Below are 13150 nucleotides of genomic sequence, written 5' to 3'. Positions count from 1 at the left end.
TAAGAATGTCCCCAATGACTAAAACGCCGCTTGTGACGGTGTTCACGGGCGGCGTTTTCAAACTTGTTTGTGCTTTTACTCGTTCTTGGGCGCGGGGTGTTTGCAGACCACACTCATGTAGATCATGCCGAGCACGGCCGCGGTGACCGAACCGGCAAGAATGGCAGCCTTGGCGGCAAGAACCTCAAACTCGGCCGTCGGGAAAGCGAGGCCGCTGATGAGGATCGACATCGTAAAGCCGATGCCGCCCAGAATGCCCACACCGGCAATCATGTGCCAGTTGACGTTGCGCGGCAACTGGCAAGCCTTGAGCTTGACCAGGGTAAATGTCATGCCAAAAATACCAATCGGCTTGCCCAGCAGCATGCCAAAGTACACGCCGAGCGTCACCGGGTCGGTGAGCAGTGTGCTCATGTCCACGCCCACTAGGCGAACCTGTGCGTTCACGAACGCAAAGATCGGCAGAATCACAAAGTTGACCGGCGTGGAGATCAGACGCTCCATGCGGATGAGCGGCGGGGTCACGCGGTGCATGACGCGCTCGACCCTGGTGGTCGAGACGGTAAAGTCATGCTGGCCCAGGATGTGTGCCTCGTCGTCGTAGCGGTCATCAAGCAGCGGCAGGCACTCGCCCAACCAATCGGTGAGGCTATCGAGCTTGACGCCGCACTTGGCCGGGATGGTAAAGGCCAAGATGACGCCGGCGAGCGTGGCATGTACGCCGCTCTTGAACATGCAGAACCACAACAGCAGACCCAGTACCGAATACGGGGCAAGGCGGTAATGCTGCGTCTTGTTGAGCCACACGAGCGCGCAGGTCACCAGCGCGGCGGCGCCCAACCAAAACGGATTGGGGCTCTGACCGTAGAAGATGGCGATGGCGGCGATGGAGATGAGGTCGTCGGCGATGGCGAGCGTCGAGAAGAACACGCGCACGCCGTTGGGCACGCGGTTGCCCAAAAGCGACAGCACGCCCAGTGCAAAGGCAATATCGGTTGCCATGGGGATGGCCCAACCGTTGCGGGCGCCGGCATGGTTAAAGATCAGGTAGATGCAGGCGGGAACGACGACGCCGCCCACGGCCGCCAGCATGGGAAGCATGGCCTGACGCGGATTCTTGAGCTCGCCGACCGTCATCTCGTACTTAAGCTCGATGCCCACCAACAAAAAGAAAATCGCCATGAGGAAGTCGTTGACGAAAAGCTCAACGGTGAGACCGGCCGTAAGGTTGCCCAGGCCCACATACAGCGGGGTCTCCAAAAAGTGATGGATGACCTCATAGGCATCGGTATTGGCGCAAATGACGGCGGCGATGGCGGCGAAGACCATGACGGCGGCGGAAATCGTGCCGTTCTCGGCGATGCGCTCCCAGATGTCGTGACGTTCAAAACGCTTGCGCTCACGAACGTTGAACAGCTGCTCGGGTGCTGCCATGGGCGGCTCCTTTCACGGGAAGGCTCCCGTCTTAAAAAAGCACGGCCCGCCAAATCGGCGGTGCCGCGCTCTAACGTATTACGCTTGCATCTAGCCTACCCTGCACGGATACCGCACAAGCTCGGCCGAAAAGCGGAACCACAGGTTGAACATTATTTGCTCAACGGCACGGGCACGCCTGTCCAAGAGACGACGCGGCGCCGTACACAAAAAACGACCGGAGCGCGGGGCGTCCGCGATCCGGTCGTGGCGTTTAGTGAACTAAACCTAGCAGGCGGCCATGATGGGGGCAGCGACCTGCTTCTTACGGGAGAGGACGCCCGGCATCCAGACGCCGTCGTGCTCGTCGGCAATGCCCAGGCCCTTCTGAGCAGCCTCGGTCTCGCCCTCGAGCAGGACCTGCGAGCCCTCCTCCATGATGTCGGTGATGCACAGGACGATGCCGTCAGCACCCTTCTCGGCGGCGTAAGCGCGCATGGCCTCGCGAATCTCGTCGATCATGCCGAGTGCGCGGGTCTTGTCGACGGTCTCGTACTGGCCGATGAGCAGCTTCTTGCCGGCGGGCTCGAACATCTTGATGTCGTTGCCGACCATCTCGGCTGCAGTGAAGGAGCCGGACGGACGGGTGAGGAAGACCTCCATGCCAAACTTGACCGGGTCGACGCCCACCTGCTCGCCGAGCTTGGCGGCGACGACGCGGTCGACAGCGGTGGTGGTGGGGCTCTTGAGCATGAGCGTATCGGTCATCATGGCCGAGAGCAGCAGCTTGGCCTGGACGTCGGAAAGCTCAACGCCGAGCACGTCGGCGAGCTTGGTGACGATGGTGCAGCTGGAGCCCCAGGGCAGGCAGATGTAGTGCAGCGGGCCGGCGGTCTCGAAGTCGCCGATGCGGTGATGATCGACGACGCCAAAGACCGTGGCGTCCTTAAGGCCGGCGACGGACTGGGCGGACTCGTTGTGGTCGGTGAGGACGACGAGCTGACCGGCCTCGACGGACTCGATCGCGCGAGGCTCGGCGATGCCGGCGTCGGCGAGCAGCTTGGCGGACTCTGCCGGAAGCTGACCAAGGGCGCAGGCCTCGTAGGTGTTGCCGGCATACTCAACCTGGTTGAGCAGCTGGGACAGGACGACGGCGCTCATGATGGCGTCGTTATCGGGGTTCTGGTGACCAAAGACAAGAACGTTTGCCATGGATATCCTCCACTTGATATGTGTACTTGGACGTAGCTATGGTAGCACGCCGATGCCGAGCCTTCGCAGACGGAAGGGCCACGGCATATTTTGGGGTAGGCACGGGGGCCAAGGCTGTCCCTTTTACACCATGTTGGTGCAAAGAAACCTGACCCCCTTGCACCGGCTATTTGCCGGCGGCGCGCAGGGCTACGTAGGCGGCACCGATGATACCGGCGTCGTTGCCGAGCGAGGCGACCTCGATGGGCGTCTCGCGCGAGACGGAAAACGCGTACTGCTTAAAGTGCTCGCGCACGGCGTCGAGGTAGACATCGGCCGAGGCGGAGGCGCCGCCGCCGATGAGGAACATCTCAGGGTCGACCACGTTGGCGATAAGCGCCAGGGCACGGCCGAGGTAGTCGGCCATGGTATCGGCCGCGGCAAGCGCGAGCTTATCGCCCTCGCGGCAGGCTTGGAATACGTCCTTGGAATCGGAAGGACCGGTGAGCTCGATGGGCTCGACGCCCGCAGCCTTGCACTCGGCCAGGTAATTGCTCACCACGCCGGTGGCGCTGGAATACTGCTCCAGGTGGCCATGGCCGCCGCAGCCGCAGGTACGCTCCTCGTCGGGGTTCAGGCACATGTGGCCAATCTCGCCGCCGGCACCCACAACGCCCGACACAACGTCGCCGTTGATGATGACGCCGCCGCCCACGCCGGTACCGATGGTGACCATCACCACGTTCTGCACGCCCTTGGCAGAGCCGAGCCAGGCCTCGCCCATGGCGGCGGCGTTGGCGTCGTTCTCGTACTTTACGACCGCGTCGGGGCAGTGCTCCTGAATGGCAATCTTAAGCTCGGGCAGGTTGATGGAGATGTTCGCCTTGACCTTGGCATCGCCCGCAGCCGGAATGGGGCACGGAACGGCCAGGCCGATGCCCGCCACAAAGGCGCGCGGAATCTGAGCCTTGGCGACCACCTGGTCGATAGCCTCGGTTACCGCGGCAAAGCCCGCAGCGTCGACGATGGGAGGCGTGGGCACGCTGGCCTTGGCAAGCAGGTTGCCGTCCTCGTCGAACAGGCCCTCCTTAACCGAAGTGCCGCCGACGTCAATGCCGATGTAGTACTGCTTAGGTTCCATGAGAGCCCACCTTTCTCGTTTAAACATTGCCTGTATGGTACCGCTCTCAAGACAAAAACCCGCCAAAAAGGGACAGGTTTGTTTTGGCAGGTTTTATCTGGGGAAACGTCCGCCCGCTCAACGAGCAATGACGCTCAGCAACTCGCCAAACAAAAAGCGCCGGGAGAGGGAGACTCCCGGCGCCTGCAAAAGGGACTGGATTGTATGCGAACCGCACGATCCGTCGCGGCGAAAACGCCAGCTAGGCCTTGAGTGCCTGTAGCTGTTTGTGGACCTCAATGAGCTCCGTGGCCATGACGCGCATGGTCTCGGTGCCGGCCATCTGGTCCTCGGCGTGCAGCAGAATCAGCGGGGCCTCGCCGTTGCGCTCGCCATTGGCCTCCTTCTTAAGAAGTCCCATGTGAACATCGTGGCCGCCGTTATAGGCCTCGTCGCCCTGCTTAATGAGCTCCTCGGCGGCGTCGAAATCGCCCTCCTTGGCCTTCTGCACGGCGTTGATGTACATGCTCTTGGCGGTACCGACGTAGCTGATGATCTCGAAGCAGGTCATCTGCAGTTCGTTCATATCCTCCATGCGCTGCACCTAGCCCATCACGCTGACGCAGTGGTCGATGATGCCGGCGGCGTTCATGCGGCCATAGTCGACCATGTTGATGACCTCGACCGGGAAACGGCCGGCGGCCTCCTTCTCAAAGTCGCCCTTGGTGTAGCCGATCTGCGGGCCGAGCAGCAGGATGTCGCACTCGTCCAGGTGATCGTGGGCCTCATTCATAGGACGGGCTTCGACCTCGATGTCCAGACCACGGCTCGCGACCTCGGACTGCATCTTCTGGACCAGCAGACTCGTGGACATGCCGGCATTGCAGCAAAGCATGATCTTCTTCATGGTTTCCTCCTTATAACTGCGCGGCGCGCAGACGACAAACTGGATAAATCCTTGTGGTTATCTTTCCCCTGTTTTGCACGTTTAGGCAAAAAAGGAGATACGGGTACCGGTACCAAGCATCGGTACCCGCAAGGGTGGAATGGACAAACGCTAGGCGTTCTGCTCGGCGAGGGCCTCCTGCTTAGCGATGGCCTTCTCGGAGATCCTCATAAAGGGCAGGTAGACAGCCATGCCGATGACCAGCTCCAGAGCCTGCCACACGCCGGCGCGCCAGTCAAAGCCCGTAGCAAGCAGGGCGTTGATGACGGGCGGCATGGTCCAAGGCACCTGAGCGATGCAGGGGCTGATGATGCCAGCGCAGGTCAGGCCATAGGTGACACCGATGAACAGGTCGGGAAGAAGCACGAACGGAATCATGAGCGGCAGGTTGTACACGATGGGGTAACCGTAGATGACCGGCTCGTTGATGTTGAACAGGCCAGGCAGAATGGCCATCTTGGCAACGGTCTTGGAGGCCTTGTTCTTGGAGAACAGGAAGGTGTCGAGCAGCAGCATGAGGGTGCAGCCCGAGCCGCCGATGAGGGCGAAGCTGTTGACGATCTGCATGTTCATGTAGTGATCGGGCTGGATGGTACCGCCGGCGGCAAAGGTAGCCATGTTGTCGACGATGAGCATGGTCAGGATCGGCTCGACGGTAGCGCCCGAGATGGTGGACTGGTGAATACCAACGCAGAACAGCAGGTTGGCGAGGGTGTAGATGAGGATGACAGCCCACGGACCGGCGTTCATGATGCTCTTGAGCGGGTTGGAGATGCAGGTGGAGATGATGGTGCACAGGTCGGTGCCGGCGCAGACGGCGAGCAGGGCCGAGGCGATAGCGAAGATCGAGAGGTTGAGCAGCATTGGGATCATGACGTTGAAGGAGTTGGAGACCGCAGGAGGTACGCCCTCGCCCAGCTTGACCTTGAGCTTCTCGACGCCCGAGATCTTGATGAAGAGCGTCGTGGAGAGCAGGGCGATGATGATGGCCGAGAACAGGCCGTTGGTACCGGTGTTGGCGGTCGAAAGGGCACCGGTGACCTCGGCGGAGGTGATCTTGTCGGTGAGAAGCGGGCTCGTGGCGGCAAGGGTGGCGGTGATCTGCTGCGGCATCATGATGACGAAGGCAGAGATAGCGACAACCACGCAGGCAAGCGGGTTATCGAAACGCTCGTTCTTGGCGAGGCTGTAGCCAATCAGACCGGCCAGGATAATGGCGGACACGTTAAGGGTGCCCAGGGTGATTGCCGAGCCCCAGGTCTGGAGGTTGGCGAGGCCCGCCGCATCGAGCGGGAACAGAGGGAACACGACGTTGTTGATAAGAACCGCGATACCCGCAAGGATATAGAGCGGCGTGATGGTCGCGAAGGCATCGCGCAGGGAACGCAGATGAACCTGGTTTCCCACCTTCGCAGAGACCTCGGCAAATTTGTCGAGGAAGCTCTTTCCGTTGTCACTGGCCATGATTGCTCCTAACTTTCAAATCCGGCCTTTTCCTATGCGCACGGTGGTCTGTCGCCCTCTGCCACCAGATGTGCCAATGTTATTGCGCGTTTGCGCAGGGGCTGAGCGCCCGTTTTGGGGCTGAGCGCCCGATCGCTAATCCACCACGTGGGTCGTGGCGACCTGCTTGAGCCAAGCTGCCGATTTCTTAAGACGGCGCTGATAGCCGTCCATGAGGTCGACCTCGACAAAGCCATAACGGTTCTTGAAGGCATTTGCCCAGGACCAGTTGTCAATGACGGCCCAGTAGTGGTAGCCGCGGCACTTGGCCCCTTCGTCAATGGCCTTGGCGACCCACTCAAGGTGCTGGCGCACAAAGTCGACGCGATAGTCGTCCTGAATGGTTCCCTCGGCGTCACGATTCTTGTACTCGTCCATGATGCCGATGCCGTTCTCGGAGACGAACCACTCAAGATCGGGATAGTTCTTGGCGCAGTCCATGCCAAAGTCGTAGAGGCCCTTCGGGTAAATCTCCCAGCCGCGGCTCTTGTTCATGACGGCATCGGGCCACACGTACTCGTCGGCAAAGTGCGGCAGACCGTACTGGTCGATCTTGCTCGCCGGCGCCTGGACGCGCGTGGGATGGTAGTAGTTGCAGCCAAGCCAGTCAACGACGCCCTGCTTGAGGATCTCCTGGTCACCGGCGCGGAACGGAAGCTTGACGCCGCCCTCGGCCAGGCTGTCGAGCACGTCGGCGGGAAGCTCGCCCTTGGTGATAAGGTCGAGCCACCAGCGATTGTTGATGCCGCTGGTCATACGCACGGCCTCGAGGTCTGCCTCGCTGGGGTTCTCCTTGGTGTAGACCGGGGTGAAGCAGTTGATCATGCCGATCTTGGCATCGGCGCGAACGGCGCCCTTGTCATAGGCCTTGCGATAGTTGGCAACAGCCAGCGCGTGCGCCAGCGAAATGTGGTACTGCACGGTGCGAGCACGGTTGAAGTCGTGGAGCTGCGGGAACCACACGCCCTCCTGGTAGCGCTGCTCGGGCTCGACGATGGGCTCGTTAAAGGTAAACCAGTACTTGATCTCTTGACCGAACTCGCGGAAGGCGACGTCGGCGTAATGCGCGTAGGCCTCGACGACCTCGCGGCTCTCCCAACCGCCACGGTCAAAGAGATAGGTGGGCATATCGAAGTGGTAAAGGTTGACGAACGGCTCCAGGCCTGCCTCGCGGGAAGCGCGGAACAGCTCGTGGTACCACGCAGCACCCTCCTCGTTGAGGTTGCCGTCGGCATCGAGCAGGCGGCTCCACTGGATGGAGGTGCGATAGGTATCCAGGCCCAGGTCCTTCATGATGCGAAGGTCGTCCTTGTACTTGGCCATAAAGTCGTTACCGGCATAGGAACCCACGCGGTTATAGAACGAGCCCAGATCCTGCATGGACCAGGTGTCCCACAGGTTCTCGAGCTTGCCGCCCTGGTTCCACTGGCCCTCGGTCTGCGGACCGGACATGGCCGCGCCAAAGAAAAAGTCGCTGGGCAGCTGATACTGTGCCATCGAAGTCCTCGCTTTCGTGTCTTTGAGCCTCCGATTGGAGGCGGGTTTGCTTTGGCGGGTAATCCGGCGCGGGCGCGCACCGGTTATCCGGATATCCGACCCACCAAAACAAATCCGTCTCCAAGCGGTACAGGCGATGCTCATGCATCTCGCTTGTTATCTATAACTATAGCGCTCTAATTTTTTATGTAAAGCGTCTTTTTTGTTTTTCTTTCTCGAACTTCTTTGATTAAAGCCATATAGATGCTTTTATAGTAGGTATACTTTCTTTTACAGGCATTCATGTTAGAAAGGGGGTTCCATGATTCCCAAATATGAGTCAATAGCTGCGGATATTCGTCGCAGTATCGAGGATGGCGCCCTTAAGCCCGGCGACAAGCTACCCACTGTCGTTGAGTTCTGCGAGCTGTATGGCGTTTCCAAGATCACCGTCAAACGAGCAATTGAGCAAATTACCGAGGAAGGCTTGGTCACGAGCCGTCGCGGATCGGGCACCTACGTCAAGGACACCGCGGAGCTTCCCGGCAAAGCGTTTTTCCAAGGCAGAAACGACCGCGCGCAGGGCTTTACCTACGAGCATCGCGGTGAGAAGGTTGCCTCGGTGGTCTACGATTTCTCGATCGTCAATCCGCCGGCAGAGGTTGCCTCCCAGCTGGGAATGGCCGAAGACGACTTTGCCTATCACATCGTGCGCGTACGCGAGGTCGATGGCCTGCCCATCGTTATCGAGTACACCTATATGCCGCTCGAGCTGATCCCGGGCCTGAAGAAAAAGGACCTGTACGCGTCGGTCTACAGCTATATCCGCGAGCAATGCGGGCTTAAGATCTCGAGCTTCCACCGCACCATTCGTGCCGTGGCGGCAACCGAGGAAGAGGCCAAGCGCCTGAACACCAAGCCCGGCTCTCCCCTGCTCGAGCTCAACCAGATTGGCTTTTTGGACAGCGGCGCCGCGTTTGAGTACTCGATTTCGCGCAACGTGGGCGACCGCTTTGAGCTGCACAACGTAACGTTGGCTTAAGTTTGTAATCCGGCAGGCGCTCGCTTTGAGCCGTTTTTCGCGAGGTGCCTGCACAACCTGATGGGGGTATGCACATGTCCGATTTGATTAAACTCACGCCGATCTTCCACGAGAAGATTTGGGGCGGCCGCCAGCTGGAGACCGTCTTTGGCTATGACATTCCCGAGGGTCCCATCGGTGAGTGCTGGGCCATCTCGGCGCACCCCAACGGCGATTGCCAGATTGCCGAGGGTCCGTACGCCGGCCACACGCTGTCGTGGCTGTGGGCCGAGCATCGCGAGCTCTTTGGCAACTGCGAGGGCAAGGAGTTCCCGCTGCTCATTAAGATTCTGGACGCCAAGGACGACCTGTCGATCCAGATCCACCCCAACGACGAGTACGCCGCCGAGCATGAGAACGGTAGCCTGGGCAAGACCGAGTGCTGGTACGTGCTGGATTGCGAGCCCGGCGCCACGATCATCGTCGGCCAGCGCGCACATGACCGTGCCGAGGCCGCGCAGATGATCGAAGAGGGTCGCTGGGACGACATGCTCAACGTGCTGCCGATCCACAAGGGCGACTTTTTCCAAATCGACTCCGGCACCGTTCACGCCATCAAGACCGGCACGCTGATTCTGGAGACGCAGCAGTCGAGCGACGTGACGTATCGCCTGTACGACTACGACCGTCCCGGCACCGACGGCAAACTGCGCCCGCTGCACATTGAGCAGAGCCTGGACTGTATCAACTTTAACGCGCAGGCCCCGACCGACGGCACCGTGACCGCACCCGAAGTCAATGGCGTGACCGAGCTCGAGTCCAACCCCTGCTACACCGTCGACCGCGTTCGCGTGGACGGCAGCAAGACCCTGGAGCAGCGCTGGCCCTTCATGTGCCTCTCGGTCATCGACGGCAAAGGCACCGTCTGCGGCGACTCCGTCCACAAGGGCAGTCACCTACTGGCGCCGTCCACCGTGAACAAGATTGAACTCGAGGGCACCATGGAGCTGATCATCAGCCATCTGTAAGCCGCAGAAACAACCCAAAACGCAACAAGGGGCTCCCCCGTTCTTCAACGGAGGAGTCCCTTGCCATATCTATTTATCAGCCCACCCGGCTCTCCAGACCAAAAAGCGAACGAGCAGAGCGATGTTCGCGAGCTGCATGCCGTAACGCCACAAGGAAGAGGGCGCGACGGGGGCTTTGGTCGATCGCGAGTTCCGCACGAGCCGGAGAGCACTTAATGTGCTCTCCGTGCGAGCAGGACTGTCCGAGCAGGCGACCAAAGCCCCCGGCGCGCCCGGTCAACCTCGCAGTTAGGCATTCAGCTTGACGATCGGTGCAAAACCTTTCATAAGCTTTTTGGTCTGGCCGGTCTTTTCGAACTGGACCTCGATCATGTCTCCGGCGACCGAGATCACGGTACCCGTACCAAAGGTCTTGTGGCTCACGGTATCGCCCGCGGCAAAGTCCTGCGATGCGCTGGCGCGATCGACCTTGCGCTCCACCGTCGGCGACACCTTGGACGACGGCTTTTTGGCTCGCGGCGCGCCCGAACCAAAGGTCGAGGCAACACGGCCGGCATCGGGCGAGACCCCACGATGGCGTTCGGCCCCGTAGCTGCTGCCGCCAAAGAAATCGTCAAAGCTCGATCCGCCGCGCGAACCGGAACCGCCGGTCGAGCGCGTATGCGAGCCGAACACCTTGCCGCCATACATATCCGAGCCCATGCCCGAGCCAAAGGTGCCGTGACGGTCGCCGCGCTTCTCCCAGCCCGTGCCTTCAAAGCCGGCAGAACCGATACCGCTAAACTCGATATCCTCAAACGGAATCTCGTTGAGGAAGCGCGAACGCGGGTTGGCAGAGGTCGAGCCGTAGGTGCGACGCGTGGCCGCATAGGTCAAGAACAGGCGCTTACGGGCGCGCGTGATGGCGACGTAGGCCAGGCGACGCTCCTCCTCGAGCTTACCCGGGTCATCGCTGCCGCCAAAGTCGTGCACGTGCGGGAAGATACCCTCCTCCATGCCGGCCACGAACACCGCCGGGAACTCCAGGCCCTTGGCGGAGTGGATGGTCATCATGGTAATGGCATGCGTCTCGCCGGCTAGGGAATCCAAGTCGGAGCGCAGGGCCAGCCACTCCATGAGCGCCGGCAGCGCCTTACAGGTGAGCGGACCGTAGGTGCGCTCGATCTCGTCGGCATGCACGGCACCCGCCGGCATCTCCGTCGACGCGGCATATGCGTTGCCCGCGATGGCGGCGGCCAGAGCATCCTGCGGCGAGAGCGCCGGGGCGGCTAGGCTATCGAGCGGATTGGAACCTGCGGCATCGCGCGCGCCGACCAGCGCCTCAAACGAGGACGCGGGCGCGGACGGTCCCGGCTCGGGCGCAGGCGCGCTCACCACAACGGGCTCGGGCTCAGCGTCGGCAGGCACATCGGCAACGCCAGCCGCGCGCAGCTCTTCCAAGCTCTCAAGCGTACCCTCGATATCCTCGTGTGTCTCTTCAAATTCGGCCGCAACGCCCAGGAATTCCTGGATGTTCTCGGCGCGGCTCTCGGACTCCATGGTGCCCTCGGCGCGGAATGCCTGCAGCAGGCCCGTCTTGTCGACAATCATCTCGACGACGTCCTTGAGCTCGCCATCCATGCGACGGCCCTCGCGCACCAGCGACACAAAGCTCGACAGGCCATTGCGCACCTTGGCGCTAAACATGCCGGTTTCGGCGCACGCGATCTCACAAGCCTGGAAGAACGAGCAACGGTTGTCGCGCGCCAGCTGTTCGATCTTTTGGATCGAGGTGGAACCGATGCCGCGGCGCGGTGTGTTGATGACGCGCTTGACGCTCATCTCGTCGGCCGGGTTCACGATCATCTTGAGGTAAGCCATGACGTCGCGGATCTCGGCGCGGTCGAAGAATCGCGTGCCACCCACGATCTTGTAGGGCACGCCCGCACGCAGGAACATATCTTCGAGAATACGCGACTGGGCGTTGGTACGATAGAACACGGCGATATCGTCGTAGCTCGTGCCCTTGGAGTGCAGCTTCTCGATCTCGCCGGCAATCCAGCGGCCCTCGTCGCGCTCGTCGCTCGCCTGGAAGGCCTGGATCTTCTCGCCATCGCCCTCGGCCGTAAACAGGCGCTTGTCCTTGCGCTGCGAGTTATGGCGCACCACGGCGTTGGCGGCACTCAGGATATGACCAGTAGAGCGGTAGTTCTGCTCCAGCTTAACGGTCTTGCAGTCTTTAAAGTCCTTCTCAAAGTCCAGGATATTGGTGATGTCGGCACCACGCCAGCTATAAATGGACTGGTCGTCGTCGCCCACGACCATGAGGTTTTGGTACTTGGCGGCCAGCAGGTTGGCGATCTCGTACTGGACGTGGTTGGTGTCCTGATACTCGTCGACGCTAATGTAGCGGAAGCGCTCTTGGTACTTATCGAGCACCTCGGGGCGGGTGCGCAGCAGCTCGAGCGTGCGCACGAGCAGGTCATCAAAGTCCATCGCATTGGCAGCGCGTAGGCGGCGCTCCAGCTCCAAGTAGACCTGCGCGGCCTTTTTGTCGTTGGGGCTATCGGCACTCTTGAGCATGTCCTCGGGGCCGATCATGGCGTTTTTGGCCGAGCTGATCTTGCTGCGGATCATGTTGATGGGGAACTGCTTTTGCTCAATGCCGAGCGCCTGCATAATGTCACGCACCATGCGCTTTGAGTCATCGTCGTCGTAGATGGTGAACTGACCGGTGTAGCCCAGCAGGTCGGCGTCCTCGCGCAGCATGCGCACACACATGGCATGGAAGGTGCACACCCACATGCCGCGGGTACCGCTGGGAATGAGCGCCGCCAAACGCTCGCGCATCTCGGCCGCGGCCTTGTTGGTAAACGTAATGGCAAGAACCTGCCAAGGCTTAACACCCAGGTCGCCGAGCATATGTGCGATGCGGAAGGTCAGGACGCGGGTCTTGCCCGAGCCAGCACCGGCGAGCACCAGCAACGGGCCCTCGGTGGTTAGGACGGCCTCGCGCTGGGCGGGATTAAGGCCGTCGATATCGACGAGCGGCTTGGCGGGTTTGGATGCCGGCGCGGGAGCGTCGTAGATGTCGAGCGGGACGAGCTCGGGCTCCGGCGCTGCAGGGGCGGTGTATGCATCGAGCGGCACGGGTTCCGGTGCGGGCGGCACGGGTACCGTGGCGTTCTTTTCCCAGGGCAAGGGCTGGGTCATGGGCGACTCCTCATCTGACGGACGGCGCGCCTGCGGGCAGCGCCATAGTTTGAGCCGTACCAGTATACCGAGCCGCGCGGACACCGACGCAAATCACACCACGACTCCGTGCGCCACAATCGGGCCCGCCCAGCGGATTTGGCGCAATGGAGTCAGGTTACTTTGCACCAATCTATTGGCAATCACGAAACCGCCGATGTCATGGCAGCAGCAGCGAGCGGCGGCCAGGGCGAACAAATTGGCATGAAAAGGGGGCGGCA

10 protein-coding genes are annotated in these 13150 nt (G+C 61.1%); 2 read left to right on the top strand and 8 right to left on the bottom strand.

From position 1 onward, the window contains the following. Nucleotides 1–75 precede the first annotated feature (75 nt). The 7 genes from nhaA to ABHR63_RS04125 all read right to left on the bottom strand — a co-directional run bounded on the left by nhaA (nucleotide 76) and on the right by ABHR63_RS04125 (nucleotide 7670). A complete protein-coding gene (gene nhaA / locus ABHR63_RS04155; protein ID WP_346965085.1) occupies nucleotides 76–1434 on the bottom strand; it encodes a Na+/H+ antiporter NhaA in 1359 nt (452 codons plus the stop codon). A gap of 267 nt (nucleotides 1435–1701) precedes the next feature. Continuing rightward, nucleotides 1702–2625 (bottom strand): manganese-dependent inorganic pyrophosphatase, encoded by a 924-nt coding sequence (locus ABHR63_RS04150; protein ID WP_195568461.1) that lies wholly within the window; start codon nucleotides 2623–2625, stop codon nucleotides 1702–1704. 166 nt (nucleotides 2626–2791) lie between these two features. Then, complete coding sequence (locus tag ABHR63_RS04145; protein ID WP_229066796.1) at nucleotides 2792–3745, bottom strand: ROK family protein; 954 nt, start codon at nucleotides 3743–3745, stop codon at nucleotides 2792–2794. Between the two features lie 241 nt (nucleotides 3746–3986). Then, entirely contained in the window at nucleotides 3987–4319 is a 333-nt protein-coding gene (locus tag ABHR63_RS04140; protein ID WP_199407153.1) for a PTS sugar transporter subunit IIA, read from the bottom strand. A 9-nt stretch (nucleotides 4320–4328) separates the two neighbouring features. Then, nucleotides 4329–4631 (bottom strand): PTS sugar transporter subunit IIB, encoded by a 303-nt coding sequence (locus ABHR63_RS04135; protein WP_117735519.1) that lies wholly within the window; start codon nucleotides 4629–4631, stop codon nucleotides 4329–4331. A gap of 150 nt (nucleotides 4632–4781) precedes the next feature. Next, complete coding sequence (locus tag ABHR63_RS04130; protein ID WP_138113361.1) at nucleotides 4782–6134, bottom strand: PTS sugar transporter subunit IIC; 1353 nt, start codon at nucleotides 6132–6134, stop codon at nucleotides 4782–4784. Nucleotides 6135–6269: 135 nt separating this feature from the next. Further along, entirely contained in the window at nucleotides 6270–7670 is a 1401-nt protein-coding gene (locus tag ABHR63_RS04125) for a glycoside hydrolase family 1 protein (protein WP_138113363.1), read from the bottom strand. Between the two features lie 301 nt (nucleotides 7671–7971). Between ABHR63_RS04125 and ABHR63_RS04120 the strand changes: the two genes are divergently transcribed. Together ABHR63_RS04120 and ABHR63_RS04115 are read left to right on the top strand one after the other, a co-directional pair. Then, nucleotides 7972–8691 carry a GntR family transcriptional regulator gene (locus ABHR63_RS04120; RefSeq protein ID WP_346965876.1) on the top strand — a complete coding sequence of 240 codons (720 nt, stop codon included), beginning with the start codon at nucleotides 7972–7974 and terminating at the stop codon, nucleotides 8689–8691. Nucleotides 8692–8765: 74 nt separating this feature from the next. Beyond that, on the top strand, nucleotides 8766–9698 hold the full coding sequence (locus ABHR63_RS04115) for a type I phosphomannose isomerase catalytic subunit (protein ID WP_416378049.1): 933 nt from the start codon (nucleotides 8766–8768) through the stop codon (nucleotides 9696–9698). 288 nt (nucleotides 9699–9986) lie between these two features. Here ABHR63_RS04115 and ABHR63_RS04110 read toward each other — a convergent pair whose 3' ends face one another. Next, nucleotides 9987–12890 carry an ATP-dependent helicase gene (locus ABHR63_RS04110; RefSeq protein WP_346965084.1) on the bottom strand — a complete coding sequence of 968 codons (2904 nt, stop codon included), beginning with the start codon at nucleotides 12888–12890 and terminating at the stop codon, nucleotides 9987–9989. Between the last annotated feature and the right edge of the window lie 260 nt (nucleotides 12891–13150).

The organism is Collinsella aerofaciens (assembly GCF_039752775.1).
In the GTDB taxonomy this organism is placed as follows: Bacteria; Actinomycetota; Coriobacteriia; order Coriobacteriales; family Coriobacteriaceae; genus Collinsella; species Collinsella aerofaciens_R.
The sequence above is the reverse complement of the archived record's forward strand: the minus strand, read 5'-3'. Positions and strand labels throughout refer to the sequence as shown.